This window comes from Culturomica sp., from assembly GCF_003524185.1.
In the GTDB taxonomy this organism is placed as follows: Bacteria; Bacteroidota; Bacteroidia; order Bacteroidales; family Marinifilaceae; genus Culturomica; species Culturomica massiliensis.
In genome coordinates, this window is the sequence record NZ_DOED01000030.1 from 23,943 (window position 1) to 43,870 (window position 19,928).

The 19,928-nt window shown below is 41.4% G+C and carries 15 protein-coding genes and 1 pseudogene; 6 read left to right on the plus strand and 10 right to left on the minus strand.

Annotated features, from left to right (window positions below; translation table 11 throughout):
- The first annotated feature begins 13 nt into the window (after positions 1-13).
- From DD657_RS09930 to DD657_RS09945, 4 genes are read left to right on the plus strand one after another with little or no spacing between them, the layout of a single operon-like run.
- On the plus strand, positions 14-586 hold the full coding sequence (locus DD657_RS09930) for a 3'-5' exonuclease (RefSeq protein ID WP_021988658.1): 573 nt from the start codon (positions 14-16) through the stop codon (positions 584-586).
- Between the two features lie 30 nt (positions 587-616).
- On the plus strand, positions 617-2,167 hold the full coding sequence (gene dnaB, locus DD657_RS09935) for a replicative DNA helicase (RefSeq protein WP_021988659.1): 1,551 nt from the start codon (positions 617-619) through the stop codon (positions 2,165-2,167).
- A gap of 21 nt (positions 2,168-2,188) precedes the next feature.
- Entirely contained in the window at positions 2,189-3,460 is a 1,272-nt protein-coding gene (locus tag DD657_RS09940) for an asparagine synthetase B (protein ID WP_068689440.1), read from the plus strand.
- A 16-nt stretch (positions 3,461-3,476) separates the two neighbouring features.
- Positions 3,477-5,312, plus strand: coding sequence for an LTA synthase family protein (locus DD657_RS09945; RefSeq protein ID WP_287049764.1), 1,836 nt, complete (start codon positions 3,477-3,479; stop codon positions 5,310-5,312).
- Here DD657_RS09945 and DD657_RS09950 read toward each other — a convergent pair.
- The 4 genes from DD657_RS09950 to DD657_RS09965 all read right to left on the minus strand — a co-directional run bounded on the left by DD657_RS09950 (position 5,309) and on the right by DD657_RS09965 (position 11,163).
- The gene (locus DD657_RS09950) at positions 5,309-7,213 is read right to left on the minus strand and encodes a SpoIIE family protein phosphatase (RefSeq protein ID WP_287049766.1); all 1,905 of its coding nucleotides are present in this window, start codon (positions 7,211-7,213) and stop codon (positions 5,309-5,311) included. The genes DD657_RS09945 and DD657_RS09950 overlap by 4 nt on opposite strands.
- Before the next feature lie 77 nt (positions 7,214-7,290).
- Positions 7,291-8,484, minus strand: coding sequence for a metallophosphoesterase (locus tag DD657_RS09955; protein WP_287049768.1), 1,194 nt, complete (start codon positions 8,482-8,484; stop codon positions 7,291-7,293).
- 92 nt (positions 8,485-8,576) lie between these two features.
- Positions 8,577-10,244, minus strand: a complete 1,668-nt coding sequence (locus tag DD657_RS09960; protein ID WP_021988664.1) for a formate--tetrahydrofolate ligase — start codon at positions 10,242-10,244, stop codon at positions 8,577-8,579.
- Between the two features lie 31 nt (positions 10,245-10,275).
- Complete coding sequence (locus tag DD657_RS09965; protein WP_021988665.1) at positions 10,276-11,163, minus strand: coiled-coil domain-containing protein; 888 nt, start codon at positions 11,161-11,163, stop codon at positions 10,276-10,278.
- Positions 11,164-11,354: 191 nt separating this feature from the next.
- Here DD657_RS09965 and DD657_RS09970 point away from each other — a divergent pair, with 191 nt between their 5' ends.
- Complete coding sequence (locus DD657_RS09970) at positions 11,355-12,629, plus strand: DUF2851 family protein (protein ID WP_021988666.1); 1,275 nt, start codon at positions 11,355-11,357, stop codon at positions 12,627-12,629.
- A gap of 1 nt (position 12,630) precedes the next feature.
- Here the strand turns inward: DD657_RS09970 and DD657_RS09975 are convergent.
- Both DD657_RS09975 and DD657_RS09980 read right to left on the minus strand, forming a co-directional pair.
- Positions 12,631-13,008 (minus strand): annotated as a pseudogene (locus tag DD657_RS09975) (phospholipase); the annotation flags it as partial.
- Between the two features lie 13 nt (positions 13,009-13,021).
- Positions 13,022-13,672, minus strand: coding sequence for a hypothetical protein (locus tag DD657_RS09980; RefSeq protein ID WP_021988668.1), 651 nt, complete (start codon positions 13,670-13,672; stop codon positions 13,022-13,024).
- A 152-nt stretch (positions 13,673-13,824) separates the two neighbouring features.
- Between DD657_RS09980 and DD657_RS09985 the strand changes: the two genes are divergently transcribed.
- A complete protein-coding gene (locus tag DD657_RS09985; RefSeq protein ID WP_068689446.1) occupies positions 13,825-15,003 on the plus strand; it encodes a carboxypeptidase-like regulatory domain-containing protein in 1,179 nt (392 codons plus the stop codon).
- 41 nt (positions 15,004-15,044) lie between these two features.
- Here DD657_RS09985 and DD657_RS09990 read toward each other — a convergent pair whose 3' ends face one another.
- From DD657_RS09990 to DD657_RS10005, 4 genes are all read right to left on the minus strand, one after another.
- Positions 15,045-16,532: an OstA-like protein gene (locus DD657_RS09990; RefSeq protein WP_021988670.1), complete on the minus strand. Its 1,488-nt coding sequence runs from the start codon at positions 16,530-16,532 to the stop codon at positions 15,045-15,047.
- Between the two features lie 9 nt (positions 16,533-16,541).
- Positions 16,542-17,501, minus strand: a complete 960-nt coding sequence (locus DD657_RS09995; protein WP_021988671.1) for an AAA family ATPase — start codon at positions 17,499-17,501, stop codon at positions 16,542-16,544.
- A gap of 37 nt (positions 17,502-17,538) precedes the next feature.
- Positions 17,539-18,876 (minus strand): peptidylprolyl isomerase, encoded by a 1,338-nt coding sequence (locus DD657_RS10000; RefSeq protein ID WP_021988672.1) that lies wholly within the window; start codon positions 18,874-18,876, stop codon positions 17,539-17,541.
- Between the two features lie 152 nt (positions 18,877-19,028).
- Complete coding sequence (locus DD657_RS10005) at positions 19,029-19,868, minus strand: peptidyl-prolyl cis-trans isomerase (protein ID WP_118773692.1); 840 nt, start codon at positions 19,866-19,868, stop codon at positions 19,029-19,031.
- Positions 19,869-19,928 lie beyond the last annotated feature (60 nt).

Below are 19,928 nucleotides of genomic sequence, written 5' to 3' on the forward strand. Positions count from 1 at the left end.
TATTCGTTTGAGTATGTATTTATTTTTCGATACGGAAACCACCGGTTTACCGAAACGCTGGAATGCTCCGGTAACGGATGTAGATAATTGGCCCCGTTTGGTACAGTTGGCCTGGATCGTTTCGGATAACGAAGGCAATACGCTTCGCAGCCGGAATGTTATTGTCCGTCCGGAAGGTTTTACAATACCCTGGGAGGTATCCAGAGTACATGGAATCACGACAGCTATTGCTATGGAGAAAGGTGTGGATTTGCAAGGTGTGTTGGAAGAATTTTCGAAAGAGATAGATGAATCACAGGTGTTGGTCGGACATAATATCAGTTTTGACGAATGTATCGTCGGGGCCGAATTTGAACGGCTGCATATGATGACTTCTCTTTTTCTGAAACCCAAATATTGTACGATGAAAGGTTCTACGGATTATTGTCGTTTACCGGGGAAAAAAGGGTATAAGTCGCCTAGATTGTCAGAGTTGCATCAGGTCTTGTTCGGGAAAGGCTTTGAAGACGCTCATAATGCGATGGCTGATGTGGAGGCGACGGAACGGTGTTTTTGGAAATTAAAGAGTTTGGGTGTAATAAGATAATAATTTATTGTTTGTAATTCCGGTTGGATTATGGCTAAAAAAACAGAGTATACGAAGACAAACAATTATAAGGATTTGCCTTCTGAATATGGAAAAGTGCCTCCGCAGGCGGTGGACCTGGAGGAAGCTGTATTGGGGGCTTTAATGCTTGAAAAAGATGCTTTTGCCGTGGTGGGGGATTTATTGAAACCGGAATGTTTTTATAAAGATGCCCATCAACGGATATTCCGGGCAGTTCATCAGTTGTTTATCAAGGATGAGCCTGTCGATTTACTGACTGTCAGTGAAAAATTGAAGAGTACAGGGGAACTGGAGCAGGTGGGAGGATATTATTATCTTTCTCAACTGACTTCCCGGGTGGCTTCTGCGGCACATATTGAGTTTCACGCGCGGATTATTGTGCAAAAATTCATACAACGGAAATTAATCGGAGTATGTACGGAATTGCAGGATATGGCCTATGATGAAGCTACTGATGTAGCGGATCTTGTCGACAAGGCGCAGAAATCGGTGTTCGACATTGCTGACGGTAATATTCAGAAAGATACGGCAGAAATCGCTCCCATTATTGAAGATGCCATCCGGGGAATAGAAGCTGCCAGCAAACGCCCGGACGGTATCAGCGGTATTCCTTCCGGCTTTACGGCACTGGACGAAGTTACTTCCGGCTGGCAAAATTCCGATCTGGTGATTATTGCGGCACGTCCTGCTATGGGAAAAACGGCTTTTGTGCTTTCTATGGCCCGGAATATGGCTGTTACTTACAAGCAGCCGATCGCTGTTTTTTCTCTGGAAATGTCTTCCGTCCAATTGGTGAACCGTTTGATTGCCAGTGAGACGGAACTCGGCTCCGAAAAAATTAAGAACGGCCGGTTGTCGGAAGACGAATGGAAGCATTTGCACAGTAAGATCAAGACTTTAATTACGGCGCCGATTCTGGTGGACGATACGCCGGCTTTGTCTATTTTTGAATTGCGGGCCAAATGCCGGCGTTTGAAGCAGAAATACGATATCAAAGTGATTATCATCGACTATTTGCAATTGATGACGGCGGGAGCGGATATGCGGGGAAACCGGGAACAGGAAGTCAGTATGATCTCCCGGCAATTGAAAATTATTGCTAAAGAATTGAATATACCCGTGTTGGCACTTTCACAGTTGAATCGTGGTGTCGAATTGCGTACCGGGGATGCTAAAAAACCGATGTTGTCCGACTTACGTGAATCCGGAGCAATTGAACAGGATGCCGATATGGTGTTATTTATCCACCGGCCTGAAAAGTACGGTATCATGACGGATGCACAGGGAAACAGCCTGAAAGGTATTGCGGATATTATTATCGCAAAACACCGTAATGGTGCTGTGGGAGAAATTCAGTTGCGTTTCCGCAGTGAATTGACACAGTTCTGTGATTTGGAAACGACGTCTCCTTTCCATTCCGAAACGAGTACCGGGGAATTGGTAACACAGACATTTACGTCGAAGATGAACGACGAACCGGTTCCTCCGTTGGATACTTCTTTTGAAGAAGGTGCCAAGGCATTTTCGAACCCGGGTTTTCCGGGAGAAGCCCCGTTTTAAATGTATTAAGTGAATCGTAAGATGGAGTGCATAAAAAAGTTGCAAGGTATTATATTCCTGTTTTTTATATTCCTTTTTGTAGAAGGTAAGGCGAATCATTTGTTGATTCCGATGGATGATGTGCAGACGAATCATTTGAAGGCTTATGGAGTGGCTTACCATGCGTTGAAGAACGGTTATGAAATTCAATGGCTGATTAATTACAGAGGAGGGGCATTTGTATTGCCTTTTACGCCGGAAGGACGTACTGAGTGCCTGTTGAAAGGGGTCGCTTTTGAAGTCATACCTCCGTCTCGGTTAAATGCTATCCTGAGCGAGATCGCTTCTCCGGAAGTGAATGCCGATGCGATAAAATTGGAAAAAGCGCCTAAGATCGCCGTTTACTCCCCCAAGGAGAAAAAGCCTTGGGACGATGCTGTGACATTGGCGTTGACCTATTCAGAAATACCCTACGATGTCGTATATGATTCGGAGATTTTGGACGGTAAGTTGAAGGATTACGATTGGTTGCATTTGCATCACGAAGATTTTACCGGACAATTGGGTAAGTTTTATCGCGGATACCGGCATTTGGACTGGTATAAGGAGGAAGAGCGGGTGAATTTGCTGACGGCTCAAAAATACGGTTATCCGAAAATTTCCGATTTGAAGAAAGCCGTTGTCAGGACGATCAGGGATTATGTTTCTGCCGGAGGATTTATGTTTGCGATGTGTTCGGCTACGGATACTTACGATATTGCTTTGGCGGCGATGAACGTGGATATCTGTGCCTCTATGTTCGACGGGGATCCCGCCGATCCGGATGCGCAGGAAAAATTGGATTTTTCAAAAACATTTGCTTTTAAGGATTTCAAGCTGGAAATGAATCCGAATGTTTATGAGTATTCGAATATCGATGTAACGGATACCCGTAAGTTGAGTGAGCGCGACGATTATTTTTCCCTGTTTGAATTTTCTGCCAAATGGGACCCGGTGCCTACCATGTTATGTCAGAATCACGTAAATGTGATAAAAGGGTTTATGGGACAGACAACGGCCTTTAATAAGGATGTCATTAAGTCGGGCGTATTGATTATGGGAGAGAATAAAGTAGCCAATGAGGCTCGCTATATTCATGGGGAGTATGGAAAAGGAACCTGGACGTTTTACGGTGGACATGATCCCGAAGATTATCAGCATTTTGTAGGAGATGCCCCGACGGAACTGGATTTACACAAGCAATCACCCGGTTACCGGTTGATTTTAAATAATGTACTATTTCCTGCTGCAAAGAAAAAACAGCACAAGACTTAATAAGAAATTGCAAAATATGCGTTCTAAATTTATTTTTCTTCTGAAATATTATTTCTTTTGGATTGTTGCAGCTGTTGTTGCTAAAGTCATCTTTTTGCTATATGAAGGCGGTGGCGGTATGGTATTCTCCGATTATTGCCAGGTGTTTTGGAGGGGCATACGGATGGATCTTTCTTTGGGCGGTTATATTATGCTATTGGCTTCTGTTTTTATGGCTTTGACTCCTTTTGCCGGAGAGCGTTGGATAAAAGGAATTTATTCTGTCTATACTTTTATTTTACTGGTTTTATTCTGGCTCATTGTTATCGGCGATCTGGAAATATACAAGAGCTGGGGATATCATGTCGATGCAACGCCTTTGTTGTTTATTAAAACTCCGGGAGAGGCTCTGGCCTCTCTGTCAAACGGCTTGTTGACCGGTTTGCTGGTATTGTTGGTTGTGCTGATCGTGAGTTGTTTTTATATTTATAAACGCTGTATCAGCAGACCTTTTCATTTTCGGAAAGGACATTGGCTACAGGCGGTTCTTTTTTTACTGTTGGGTGGACTTATGATTATACCGGTAAGGGGTGGATTTAATGTAGCTCCGATGAACAGCAGTTTTGTTTTTTTCCACAAGACGAATATGCATGCGAATCAGGCTGCCATCAATCCGGTATGGAATTTTATGTATGAAGTGACTCATGCCGGACGTTTGAAAAATAAATACAGCTACATGCCCGACGAGCAGGCTCATCGTTTGTTTGACAGTCTGTATGTGGGTGGAAAAGATTATCCCCGTTTGCTGAAAGAAGAACGTCCGAATATTGTCGTTTTGTTATTGGAAAGTTTTACTGCCAGTGCTATTGAAGCTTTAGGGGGCGAAGCCGGAGTTACTCCTAATCTGAATCAAATAGCCAGGGAAGGCATTCTTTTTTCGAATATTTATGCTACCGGCAATCGTTCGGATCGGGGGATGGTCGGTGTTATCAGTGCTTTTCCTGCCTATCCGGGATATTCTCTGTTGAAATATCCGCAAAAAATAACGGAGCATCCTCGTTTTCCCAAAGATCTGGAAGCCCAGGGGTATCATACTTGTTTTTATTATGCGGGGGATTTGAATTTCGGAGGTTTCCGTTCCTATGTTACCATGAGCTTTCAGGATGTGGTAACCGAGAAAGATTTTTCGGGGGAAGCTGTCGAAAAAAGGTTTAAATGGGGAATCCATGACGAATATATGTTTGACCGTCTTTTTGAGGACATGAACAAAGCTACCCGGCCGTTTATGTATATGGCATTCAATATGAGCAGTCATGAGCCTTTTGAGGTTCCGATGGAAAAACATATTCAGGGAGAAAGTACAGAGAAGAAGTTTTTGAATGCAATTTATTATTCGGATCGTTGTATCGGTCATTTTATCCGCAAGTGTAAGGAAAGCGGATTATGGGATAACACATTGTTCATTTTCGTCGCGGACCACAGTACGATAAAGATCGGAAATCCCCGGGCTTATGAGCCTGAAGCATTCCATATACCGATGATTTTTGCCGGAGGAGTTCTGAACGTACAGGACAGCATTGTCCGGACCATCGGTTCACAAACAGATATGGTGGCTACTTTATTCAGTCAGTTGAATCTGGATCATTCGGCATATAAGTTCAGCAAAAACCTGTTGGCCGAAGATATCGTTCCTTTTGCTTATTATGCCTATTCCGGAGCAGGTGGTTTTATCTCGCGGGAAGGCGTTTCTATTTATAACCTCCAGAACAATCATTTCATACAAGGGGATTCCCTGCGCTGGAATGACGAACATTTGAAAGCTTACCTGCAAGTTGTGGATGAAGACATCAATAGAAATCGTTCCGGATATTAAGCATCGGACTCTTTTGGGGGAGTGCCTTTGTAAAGTATATCCAGAATGGTGAGATCATCAGACTGTTCCGTTCCCTGAATATGTTCCTGGATGCATTCGAGTATCCGGGTAACAATGGTATAGGGATTCTTGGGTGTTGCTCCGTTAATGCATTCGATCAGCCGGTTTTTACCGAAAAATTGTGCATTTATATTTTCGGCATCTGTAATCCCGTCGGTATAAAGTAAGATTTGCGAGCCTTCCGGAAGAGTGTATTCATACTCCTGGAATTTATAGTCTTCCAATATACCGATAGGCACGTCCGGTTCATCATTTAAAGTACAGATACGACCGTCCGCATATACAATGAAAGGTTTGGGATGTCCGGCATTGGTATAAATGATATGTCCGTTTTGGATATCCATTATCCCGATAAACATGGTCACGTACATATCGTCTTCCGTATTGTCGCACATATGTGTGTTTATCAGATTGCAGATAGCTGCTGTGGATGACTGCCGGCTGGCAATGTATCTGAAGAGTTTTATGACGGAAGCCATATATAGAGAAGCCGGGAAACCCTTACCTGAAACATCGCCGAGGACAAAATAAAGCTTATTGTCCAATATGAAATACTCGTATAAATCTCCGCCTACACTTCTGGATTGCTTTAGTTTTCCATATAGTTCGATATTGGCGGGAAGTAAGATGTCTTTCGGCAAAAATCTCTTTTGGATTTTTTGAGCAAGATTTATTTCCGTTATGATTTCCTGATTTTTAGCTGTAGTCGTCTGAAGACATTGTATGTAGGAGGAAACACGGTCCTGCATATACCGGAAAGCCTGGTACAAATCTTTTAATTGTTCGTTGTCATATTCTTCCGGTAAGGCTATGTTCACTTGACCGTTTGTGATTTTTCTGACGTTTTCGGTAAATTCACTTAAAGGATAGAGGGAACTTTTTACGATGCGAATGGCACTGTAATATAATATCAGAAATCCGATTCCGAGTATGGCAAATACTAACCATAAAAATTTGGAAGAAGATAATCTGATGTCATCATAGCGGCAAATGATACCGATATGCCAGTCCATGCGGGAACTGGGAGTATAATACAGAAAATATTTCTTGCCTTTTTTATATACGTTTTCATAGCCGGTGGTGTCTTTTGTAAATTTTTTCAGAGTAGAGGAATAATCGATTCCCGGAGAACTGCAAAAACTTTTGAGATTGTGGTATTTGAATACCTGAGGATCCGGATGGAATATGAAGTCCCCTTCCGAATCCGTAACAAATACATAACCGGAACTGAAAATTTTGATGTCATATATAAAATCAGTCAGATGTTTTAAAGGAAAATTTAATTCCAGTAAGCCGGATACCGTTTGCAGGGAACCGGCTTTAATCGGTTGGAAATAACTTATGATGGAATGGCTGGAATCTAACTCTTTTACGCTCCAAAAACCTTGTTTGTCATTTTTCCGGATAATATTGTTCTTATGCGGAACCGTCAGACGGTAAGCCAGGGATTTTGTCTTGATTTTCCCGGATTTGCCTCTGTAAGCATACATCGTGCATCCATCTTTATTGGGTTCTGAAAAAGAGTAATGCAGACAGCAATCTGACAGAAATGGGTAAGCTGTCAGAATTTTGGAAGGAAGCAGACGCATTTCCGATGTGTCGATATTTCCGAACAGTCCGGTGATTGTATTGGGAATGCTTTCAATATCTTTAATCTTGCGTTCAAATGAACGGGAAACGTTGGTAGCAATTGTGTTTGCCTGATATAAGGCATTGTCTGTAATAAATTCGCGGGAAAAAGTAAAAATAGATATGAAGACTAAGCTTCCGGTTATCAAAAGGAGGGAGACAAGATACAATACCAGTCTCTTCGAGAAACTCGTATAATAACGTTTTTTCATTGTAAATTAATAAGTTTGACATTAGTTATGTCAGGTTTAGTTAGGCTTTGCAATTTAAGAAAAAATGTTAATATATTCTATCTTTCATTACAGTTGTTTGTTAAAATAATTACACTGATTGCGGGTCTTAATCCTATTCTGCCGGGGAAGCCAAGGTATCCCTGTCCGCGTGAAACATGCAGATACCGATGATTGTCTTCATATAGTCCGTCATATTCCGGGTAGATATATTGTGACGGACTCCATTTTATATTTCCAATCTCTATGCCTAATTGCATGGCATGGGTATGACCGGAGAGGGTGAGGGGAATATTGTAGTCAAGGATTTGGGCCCTCCAGTGGGTGGGATCGTGTGACATAAGAACGGTGAAATGATCCCGGACTCCTTCCAGTGCTTTCTGTAGTTTGCCGTAACGGGGAAAAGGCGGATTCCCCCAGTTTTCTACGCCGGCAATGTATATTGTATCTTTGCCGGTTATTAAAGGATAATGAGCATTGTTGAGCAGATGAAAACCGGCAGCCTTCATATACTGTAAAAAATCCGTATAATTCCGGGCTTTATCTGCCGGACTTTCCCAGTGGGTGTAATTACCGTAATCGTGGTTCCCCGTTACGGCAAATTTTCCATATCTGGCATTCATTTTGTTTAAAATCCCGATCCAGGGCGTGATCTCGCTTGCAAAATTGTTGACCATGTCTCCGGTGAAAAGGATAACATCCGGCCGGAGGGCATTTACTTTTTCTACCAGTTGGGGAATGCCTTTGTAATGGGTGGAACTACTGCCCAGATGCAAGTCGGAAAGTTGTACGATTCTGAAATTTTGAAAAGCAGGAGGAAGTTGTGGGAAACAAATGGATACAAGTTCTGTTTTGTAATTGTATCGCCCCCAGGTAATACTGTATAAAATCAGTATAAAGCAGCTTACGGCTATAATTGCGGCTATGCTTTGCCCGGCAAGTCGTATCTTTTTATGAATAAGTCCCAACAGGATTGAAAAAAGGTCTAAGACGATAAAAATGAGCTTGGGGATGTAAAATAAGAAAAATATACCTATACCCAGCCCGATCCAGTAATAAAAATCCGGACCCTTGACGGTAGGGATGAAAAAGTGATACGCTAAAACACCTCCCAGGAATAATAAAGAATGCAGACCGTATATCAGAAACCGGATTTTTTTATACAGGTATTTTTTTAAAAGCAAAAACAGCAGTGTATCGGTAAATAGAATAAATCCGATACTTACAATAAGGATCAGTATATTGTTGCGCATAAATAAAATTTACCGTTATAAACGGAATGTTATATGATATGTGAAAAGTATGGAATCTTCCAGCCCAGTTGCCGGAAGATTCCGTTGACTTTTTAGAAGAGTCCTGTGATATGACCTTCTTTGTCAATATCGATGCGTTCTGCTGCAGGGATGTCCGGCAGCCCCGGCATTCTCATGATATCTCCTGTGATCGGAATGATAAAGCCTGCTCCCGAAGCAATTTCAATTTGCCTTACCGTAACGATAAAATCTTTCGGGCGCCCTAAAAGTTTCGGGTTGTCGGATAGAGATTTTTGAGTTTTGGCAATACAGACCGGTAGTTTGTCCAAACCGAGAGCCTGAATTTTTTTCAGATCGCTTTTGGCCTGTGCCGTATAATCAATGGCTGCGGCTCCGTATATTTCTTTCGCGATCGTTTCTATTTTCTTTTCGACACACCAGTTCCATTCGTACAATGGCTGAAGTTTGCATAAACATTGTTCGGCAACCTTGGCAGTCAGAATGGCTAATTTTTCAGCCCCTTCACCGCCTTTGGCCCATACTTCGGCTACTTCCATCGGGACTCCCAATTCCCGGCATTTATCGGCAACGATTTGGATTTCGTTATCGGTGTCGGTAATAAAACGGTTGAGGGCTACAATGGGACATATATTGAACTTTTTCATGTTCTCTACATGTTTTTCCAAATTTTCGATACCTTTTTTCAAGGCTTCGAGGTTTTCTTCTTTCAGAGCATCCAGTTTTACTCCGCCGTGGTATTTTAGCGCACGGATCGTCGCAACCAATACAACTGCACTCGGATTCAGACCGGCTTTTACGCATTTGATATCGAAGAATTTTTCAGCCCCCAGATCAAAACCGAATCCGGCTTCTGTAACGACATAATCTGAGAGGGAAAGCCCCATTTTGGTGGCGATGATAGAGTTTGTGCCCTGTGCGATGTTGGCGAATGGGCCGCCGTGTATAATTGCCGGATTGCCTTCGATGGTTTGTACCAAGTTGGGTTTTATAGCTTCTTTCAATAGAGCAGCCATAGCTCCGTTTGCTTTCAGGTCACGGGCGTAAATCGGTTTTTTGTCATAGGTATAACCGATAAAGATATTTCCCAAACGTTCTTTCAGATCTTCAAAATCTTCAGCCAGACAAAGAATAGCCATTACTTCGGAGGCTGCGGTGATATCGAAGCCTGTTTCCCGGGGGATTCCCGAAGAAGTGCCGCCAAGTCCTACGATGATATGCCGTAAGGAACGGTCGTTCATATCCATTACCCTTTTCCAGGTAACGGTGCGGGGATCGAGACCGATTGAAGAGGTTTTGCTTTGAATATTATTGTCGATCAATGCCGATAGCAGGTTGTGGGCTTTTTCTACAGCATTGAAATCACCTGTAAAATGCAGGTTGATATCTTCCATCGGGAGTACTTGTGAATAGCCGCCACCCGTTGCTCCTCCTTTAATACCGAATACAGGACCTAATGAGGGTTCGCGGAGCACTACCGTCGTTTTTTTGCCGATACGATTCAATCCTTCCGTAAGTCCGATTGAAACGGTGGTTTTTCCTTCTCCGGCCGGTGTCGGGGAGATAGCTGACACCAAAACCAGGTGTTTACCGGCCATTTTCTGAGGATTGATCAAATTTAACGGTAGTTTAGCCTTATATTTTCCGTATTGTTCGATACATGCCGGATCAATACCTAATCTGGATGCGATTTCCGTAATGGGTTTCAGAGTTACTTTATTTGCAATTTCTATGTCTGTCATGGCATTAAGTTTTGTAGTTTATGGTTTGTATTTATTTTAAATAGAATTCAGTACTGCCTATGTTTTCGTTGTCACAAAACAGTTCGGCAGTGTATTTTCCTTTTACGAGGCTACCGTCGTTCGGCCAGTAAATGGCCATCTCCAGGCGTTCACCTTCATATTCGAATTCCCGCTTAGCCGAATAGGTGAGGGAAGCATTTTGGAATTTAAAGAAGGATTTTTCACTAAAGGCAATTACTTTATCGTCCGGACGTTTAAGGCGTAAATAAACGATATGGGTGCCGCGCTGGGCTGTCACGTTTTTGGGAATAACGAAATCTGCCCGGAGTTGGAAACATTTTTTCCAGTTTACTTCTTTACCTTTCTTGTTGATAGGAACAACCGTAAAGTTTTCTGCCGTCAGGGCACTGGCGATGGCAATTACTTTTTGCATCGATTTTTGTTCGTTTTCCAGTTTCGTATTTCGTTCCCGTACCCAGTCCATTTGTTGTTTTACCTGGGTGTTTTCCTGTACTAATTGCTGATTTAAACGGTTCAGGGAATCGATTTGCACGACATAGCTTCTCAATACCGTTTTCAGGGTTCCGATTTCCCGTTTATACTTATTGATTTCAGCATAAGAGTTGTCTCTGAATTTTTTCATTTCGTCGAGAAGGGTGGCTATTTTTTCCTGTTCCACCATTAATTTTTCATTCAGAGTGTCGTTGGACGTTTTCAATTGGTCGTAATTTGTACTTAATTCCGATAGTTCCTGGGTTAATAATTCTTTTTCCTGGTGAATGGCAGCGATGTGTTTTTTGTTTTTCGACCATTCTACCATGAAAAAAATGAATAGTATGACTAAAACTGCCGATAGTCCATAGATTATGAACATCAGACTTTTGTTTTTTGTATTCTGAACAGGCTTATTCTCTTCCATAATAATGTGTATAAGTAATAGGTGTTAATCTGTTAAATTATTTATTTAAAAATAGAAGTCATTTTTGATGCTTCCGAGAACAAAGGTAGGAGAAAAAGGAAAATGTTAAAATGAAAAACACCAAATTAAAAGCCGATGCCCTTGATTTTTGTATTTTTTTAACGTAAATTGTAAGAGTCTACAGTTGTGTTATGAAAGAAGAATTTTTACAATATATCTGGGCTAATTCGTTGTACCGGACGGATGAATTTGAAACACAGGCCGGTAAGCCGATTCGTATTCTGGATGTCGGAAAATTAAACCGGGATGCGGGTCCGGATTTTTTTAATGCCCGCATTGCTGTCGGAGAAGTGATGTTGGCCGGTAATATCGAGATTCATTTGCGTAGCAGTGATTGGTACCGGCATTCGCATCACCTGGATGCAGCTTACAATAATGTGATCCTTTCCGTTGTAAAAGAGAATGATACCCGTGTTTACACCAGTAGCGGGAGAGAGGTGGATTGCATCGTCATCGAATATGCGGATTATTTGTACCATGAATATCTTTTTATGCGGGATACATTCAAACGTCCCGGATGTTACCGGCATTTGGATTTACTGGATGATAATTGGTTTTATATGACGTTGCAAAGTCTGGCCATAGAGCGGCTCGAACGGAAAGTGAACGATATCCGGAAAATATTCGGTCAAACGAATGGCGATTGGGAAGAATGTTTTTACCGTTTACTTTGCAAATACTGGTCTGCGGATATAAATTCGGATACCTATTATCAGTTATCCTGTCATTTGTCGTATAAAACGCTGTTGAGATATGCAGATCGTTTGTTGTCCGTAGAGGCTTTGTTGTTAGGTGTTTCCGGACTCTTGGACGATGCTCCGGAGGATCATTACAGTGTAAATTTAAAGCGGGAATATTTGTATTTAAGCAAGAAATATAAATTATGGGAAATGCCTTCCGGTCAATGGAAGTTTATGCGTATCCGTCCCGGGGCTTTTCCGACATTACGTTTGGCTTTACTGGCTGCAATGATCTGTCATTTCAACAGTTTATTGTCGTATGTTTTGGAAGCTGCGACTTTAAAGGAGGTGTTCTCCTTGTTCGAAGTTAAAGCTTCGGCTTATTGGAATACGCATTATATGTTCGGTAAAGAGTCTGTCGTTTCGATAAAAAGTCTGGGCGTTGGAAGCCGGCAGATTTTAATCATCAACGTGGTGATACCTTATTTGTTTTTTTATGGCAGAGAAAGGGGAGAAGAAAAGTTGGTAGAAAAAGCCCTGCAATGGATGGAAGAGATCAAACCTGAAAATAACTATATTGTCAGAAGCTGGGAAAAATACGGTTTTGTATTCGATTCGGCCCTACATACCCAAGCTTTAATTCAGTTGAGAAAAGAATATTGTGACAAACACGACTGTCTTCGTTGCCGTATCGGCAGAGAGATATTTGCACAGTTAAAGCATTAACCTATAACATCTCCAATGCTTCCTGACGAAGTATTTCAGGCAAAGCGATTTCCCGTTGTTCCAAACTGATCAGCCAATCGGATATTTCTTTTTTATTCAGTGTGTACAGTACCTCCCGGAACATATCTATCTGAGAATCGGCATAGGCATCAGCGGCAATTCCTTTAAATTGGTCCAGTTCTTCGTCGTCGAAATACTCGGTTTGTTTTTCAATTTTTTTCAGCCCTTTTTCACAGATAGCATGTGCTCCACAGCATCCCTCTTCGGGAGCTATGATTTCTTCCGGTGTGCCGTTTTTACGTTTAAAAATAAAAGTAAACAGGGCAACTGTTACCAGCAGCCCTGCTATACCTAAGATAATATATAACATATCTTCGTTGCTGTTGGTTTTATCAGAGTTTCAATTCTTTTTTCAATAAATTGACCTGGTTTGTCAGTTTTTGTATTTCTGCATCTCCCTCTGCTTTTTGTTTACGTATCCAATTCAGTTTTTTATTCATTTCGTCCAGATCTTTTTGCAATTTGGCATTTTCATTGTTGCGGATCAGCAAATTGTTTTTACTGGTTTCGATTTCCGATTTCAATTGCCGGTTTTCCCATCCGAGGCTGTTTTCCAGTTCGGTATATTCTTTTTTCAGTTTATCGCGTTCAGCAGTGATCTGTTTCAGGCTTCTGTCGAGGGATACGATTTTTTCCTCCTTGCTTTGGGAAGAATATTTCATTTGATCGTTTATATCTTCCAGTTCAGTTTTTAAAGCCGTTTGTTTCGATTCCAGTCCCCGAAGCTTTGTATAGAGTTCGTCTATCTTTTTGTCTTTGGCAGCATTGTTTTCTGTCAGCTCGTAACGTATTTTATTGAAATCGTCTTTTGCTTGCTGGAGATTTTTTTCCAAATTGCTTTTGTCCTTTTTCAGTTGAGCGACTTGTCTGTCTGACATTGTTTTAGCTCTGGCCAGATCGTCAAACTTTTTCTTGGATACGCAAGAAGTCAGGCTTAAGGAAACTAATGCAAATCCTGCTATGTATAATGCGGTACGTTTCATATCAGCTTTAATTTTTACTATTGCGAAAATAGCTTTGGTTTTAAGAATTATAATTATTTACTTTGGGGGCAAATATATAAATTAAAAACGAAAGGTAAAACCGGATTGCCCGGTGGATTATCAAACATTTTAAATAAAATAACAAAATTGCTATGAACAAAAGTGTGATTTCGGTCATTATACTCCTTTTCAGCCTGTTGGGAACGGGAGTAAATGCACAAGATAATAAGATAACGATAAACGGTATGATTGCAGATGCGACGACAGGGGAGCCGATCCCTTTCGCTAATTTGGGGGTATTGGGAACCTTAGCGGGAGTTGCATCCGATATGGATGGAAAATTTGAATTGGTGTTACCGGATAATTATGCGGACCGGATCATACGGGTTTCTGTCGTAGGATATGCTTCTTATGAGATAAAAGTGGCAGAAGCCGGACAGAAAGGTTTTTTACGTATCGTTTTAAAGCCGGTTACTTATGGTATCGGCGAGGCAGAAGTATATGCGGAATCTTTGGTATATAAGAAAATGTTGCGGCAGGTGGTGGAGAATATCAGCCGTAATTACATTTCCCGGCCTTATAATTACGAAGGTTATTTCCAGTATACGATTACTGAAAACGGTAATCCGCAGAGTATGAAAGAGGCTATCGTGACGATTTTCGATAATAAAGGCTATGAAAGAAGCGATGTGCATACGGCTTATAAAAATCTGAATTACCGTTTCGATCAGGTGAGACGGGATCGTGAAGTTCAGTCGGTATTGGACGGATTGACTTATTTCGACGATATCCTGACCTCCGATGTCATTCGTAATACCCGTAATATTCTGGATATAGCCAACGCTGCTGATTATAAGTTAAAGAATAAAGGACGCCTGATGTATGAGGGAGATTCGGTACGTCTGATTGCCTATGAAGTGGAGAAGCCTTCTTTATCTACTTCCGGAGATGCTGCCGTAACGAAATACAGTGGGGAAATTTATATAAATTTAAAAGATTATGCCGTATTGAAAAATGTGATTCATATTTCAGCGGATAATTTCAATCAGTTGGGACGCAACCTGATTCCCGCAAACGGAACGAAGAAGGAAGATGTCAAGATGACGATCGTGACAAATTATAAAAAGCTGAATTCTGTGTATTTTCTGAGCGGTATAACCATACAATATACGTATAAGGAAGGGGAGAACGATATAAACGGCCGTATGCAATATGTTACGACACGGGTACAGACCGATTCACCGGAAGCCATTCAGGGACGTATGTACTATGAAGATATTAAAACGGATAAAAATTTCTGGGACAATTATACCGTGTATTTTAAAGAATAAGCCCGGAAAGAAGATTCCAGGGAATTAGCAAGAAGAAGATATCATTTTAAAAAGATATCTTCTTTTTTCATGGGTTTCAAGTCGATCAGCCAACGAAAATCTTTCAGCCGCATATCCTCTGGTTGAACCAGCATAAGCGGATTCAAAGTTCCTTCCGGCTTTTTAATGAAAAGAATATCTTTCACTTTCCGGTCTTTGATGTAAATTTTAATAAAAGAACTGATCGCCTTATTCATACCGATAATTGCACCTTTATCGTCCGGATAATAAAGGGTTTCTCCGTTTCCGTCCACATCAACCAGATACAATTCATTATTTTGCATATGCCCGATCATATTCCGGCCTTTTATCTGATTGAATTTGACTGTATCCATCTGATTGACAATCATGGCTTTATTGTTCAGGTGAAATTGGTGGACCATGTTATTTCTCAACAGCATATTGATGTCGTCGGCCGTCATCTGATTGCCACTGGCCCAAACGACGGGATTACCGTATAAATATACTGTAGAGTCGGCGGTGGGAAACGACATTGAATCGCATACGCCCTGTAATTCCGGGTTGAAAAATTTAGTGTGATAGTAAGCTTTCATGACATTGTTGCCCGATGAATCTTTGGAAACGGATAGGGTGTCTCCGTGGATAAACAAAGAATCCTGTTTACCCACAAGAATAAGCATACCTTGTTCCGTTACATAGGCATAATCGTTGTTTTTCAGAACTTCTCCGTAATTACCTTCTACAATAACGTTATTGACGGAATCATACAAATGGATGTTGTTTCGCAGGATGGCTGTTCCTGAAATACTATCGACCCAGATGGTATCGGCTTTACCGTAAAATTCGTTGTAAGTCAGTTTGTTGTTTTTGTATAATTCGGCGTGAGCATTCAATGAATTGTACCAGCCGTCCTCCGAATAGAGGGTCCGGTTGTCTCCATATATAGTCGTCGGACCTAAAATGGAAATAATTTTGGTTTCCGTTTGATATTTCATCGTATCGGAATAGAGGTCATATTCCGGAGTTGTGACCCTGACACTGTCTTTAAAGAACATTTCATTGTCCCGGGTGAAATAGTAACCTTCGTTGCTGATAAGGGTAGTCGTACTGTCTTTTATTGTACCTTCGTTGAAATAATACCCGATGCGGGTAAAGGCATTATAATCCAGAAAATCGGTTGTCAGTGTGATTTTGGGATCCTGAAGGACGACATTATCCCGGACTTTAGCCAATTGGGTCGTGCCGTTATAGTTCATATAGTCTCCCCACAGGTGCAATGTATCGTTTTGTATGGCGTGTACATTTCCGAAAGCCTCGACATAATTACTGTCGGAATATTGATACAGGCTATCGCAGAACATGAGCACATCGTTTTGCCTTAGTTTGACATTTCCGATCAGCTTACTGCGGTTCATAGCCGTTTCCGGTTTATAGAAATCGGCATGTAATATCCGGATTTTGCTTTCTTTTTGAGCAATGACCGGAGTAAGCATACCGATCAGGCATATGAAAAGAAGAAATGTTTTCATATTCTGAACTTATTTCATGAATTCTCGGATCAACTCTTCAACGGTGATATGCTCGGCTTCTGCTTTGTAATTTTTAAATATACGGTGTCTTAAGATAGCTTCGGCTACATATTTAACATCTTCCATATCCGGGGCATACTTTCCCTGAAGAGCCGCGTATGTTTTAGCTCCGGAGATCAGAAACTGGGAAGCCCGGGGACCGGCACCCCAATTGAGGTATTTTTCTGCCAGCTCATGAGCACCCGGTTTACCCGGACGCGTTTTAGCAACTAGTTTTACGGCATATTCAGTAATATGTTTGGGAACCGGCATTTTACAAATCACGGCCTGATATTCCAGAATTTCTTCACCGCTGATGATTTTATTCAGTTTTTTCAACCCTTCTCCGGTCGTATTTTCTACAATGGCGATTTCTTCCTCGAGAGTCGGATAATCGAGTATAACACTGAACATAAAACGGTCGAGCTGTGCTTCGGGGAGAGGGTAGGTACCTTCCTGCTCTATCGGATTCTGAGTGGCCAGTACGAAGAACGGTTGTTTTAGTCTCCGGGTAACCCCTGCTGCCGTAATCGCACGCTCCTGCATCGCTTCCAGCAGGGCACTCTGCGTTTTGGGCGGAGTCCGGTTGATTTCGTCGGCCAGGATAATATTAGCGAAAAGAGGACCTTCGATAAATTTGAATTCTCTGTTATTGTCCAGAATTTCAGTACCGATGATATCGGAAGGCATCAGATCGGGTGTAAACTGGATACGGCTGTATTTCAAATCCAACGTTTCTGAAATAGCGGTTACCAGTAAGGTTTTAGCCAGTCCGGGTACACCGATCAGCAGGCAATGCCCGTTACTGAATATTGAAATCAATACTTTGTTGATGACTTCGTCCTGTCCGACAATTTTTTGACCTATTTCTTGTTTTAATGCTTCGTATTTCGCTTTCAGCTGATCGATCAGCTGTACCGTATCTTTCATTCCCTCAACTATTTTTGTGGTTATCGTTAGGACACCTTTATTTTATCCAGTTATCGTAACGGAATTTGGAATTTTTATAAGCGTCGTCGATATGTATATAAGTATTGGCTTGCTTCTCCTTGATCCATTTTTCCATTTTTTCCAATTGCTTCTGGTTTTTCAGCATGGATTCGAATGTCATCCAATCGTCGTCAAGATTGGCTTTGTGTTGGGGATAGTAGGCTTTTACCTTTATGATTTTATATTCTTCCCGGGCTTCGTCCTGGTCCATAAACGGCTCTGAGATTTCACCGACTTTCATACGGTTTACCTGTTTTGCCATTTCTCCGCGGATTTCTGCTTTCTCGATACGGGAATCCAGGCTGTTGGGAGAGGAGAGAAGTCCTCCGTTGTTTCTGGTTTTTTTATCGGTGGAAAAATAGTAAGCCGCTTCGTCAAAAGTCATTTTGTTGTCTGTGATATAACCACGGATCGTGTCCAGGCGATGCAGGGCTTCTTCCCGTTCTGCATCGGATATTTTAGGTTGCAGGATAATATGCCGCACATTGATTTTTTCTCCCTGGCGATCAATCAACTGTATAATGTGGAAACCGAATTCAGATTCGACGATCTTGGAAATTTTTCCGGGTTTTAAGCTGAAAGCTGCTTCGGCAAAAGCAGGGTCCCACATACTTTTGGTTGCATATCCCAGTTCTCCGCCCCGTACTGAAGAGCCGTCTTCAGAATACATTACGGCTAAGGTGCTGAATGTTTTTTCTCCATTGAGGATTTGCTCCCGGAAACTTCTCAAACGATCCCGTATACGTTCTTTTTCAGCTTCACTGACGGTCGGTTTTATAACGATCTGTTGTATTTCGTATTTATCCGGTACATCCGGCAAACTGTCTTTGGGAAGTTTTTTAAAGAAAGCTTTCACCTCAGACGGAGTACTCCGGATTTTATCGACAATGTGTTGCTGCATGGATTCGGTGATCAGTTTCTCACGGATCGGAGCCCGCATATCGCTTTTAATTTCTTCGATGTTTTTTCCGAAATACGTTTCCAGACGCTCTCTCGAACCGATATTTGTCATCAGGTATTGAATGCGCGAATTCACTTCATTTTCGACTTCGTCCTCCGTTACTGAAATACTATCCAGTCGTGCTTGTGCCAACAGAAGCTTTTGAATAAGCTGACGTTCCAGAATTTCAGCACGGTAATCACTGGAAGCAGAAATCAAACCTTGTCCCTGTTCGTGCAGAAATTCGTTTTCGATGTCCGATTTTAAGATAATCTCTTCTCCGACAATAGCGATGATCTTATCTATTACGTTGTTTTGGGCATAGACAACCGCAGTACAAAAAAACAATAGGATAGCGATAAAGCCTTTTTTCATTATATTTGATTTTATAAATTATACGATAATTTTTACCACCGGTAAATATAAAGGGTATCCCCGGTAAATCGGCCTCTAAACTAATATATTTTATCCAAATCCGGGAATATTTCAATCAAATTCAATTTTCTCTTTTTATTTTTCCATGCATTTTAGTACATTTTTACATAGTTTTTCCGGATAGCTTCTTCATTGATTTTCTTATCCAGATCATTTTCAAATTGCAATTTTTTCTTATTTTTCAGAATCAGGATAATTTCATCGCGTACATAACCGAGGGGAGCAACGGTCTGCTCGGGACATAATTCATTGATTTTTAGAAAATAGAAATTGTCATCGTCTTCTTTTTCTATATTTTTGGTACGTTTCACCTCGTTTTCCAGGATATTGCCGTCACCGGGCAAAAGATTGGATACATATTTCAGTTCAATCCAGTTTTCGTTGAAGTCGTCGTATTTCCGGGCATTCGTCAGGCAATATTCTTCCAGTTTCTCCATATCCCCGGCTTTATCGGATTTATACCATTTCCTTACGTCATTGATATTGGAGGCCGATTTCGGAATAACGACATATACGGCTTTTATGATGGGGGTAGAGAGTACGAAATTGAATTTGTTGGCTTCGTAGTAGTTTTCTATCTCCTTTTCAGCAATATCTTCCGACAATTTTTGTGCAATCAGCTTTTGTTTGTATTGATGGATGAGAAGAGAAGTACGATAATCTTCCACTTGCTTTTGAATGTTTTTTTCCTGATCCGAAAGATTCTCAATGGCTTTCTGGAGGAGCAATTTATTGGTAATCCAGTTGCGGATATAACTCTGTGCCATCAGCACACTGTCGTCTTTCGGAGTACCGGCAGGTATAAAGGCCACAATTTCAGAGCGCATCAGTTGACTATCGAAAACTTTGGCAACAGGCACATCGTTGGGGTGGGAATTTTGTGTGCAGGCAGTCAGAGCGTACAGAAAAAACAAGTAAAGGAAAATTTTCATATCCGTTCGTACTAAGTAAATAAAGCCGGGGTAAATTATGCCCCGGACTTTATTTTGTCA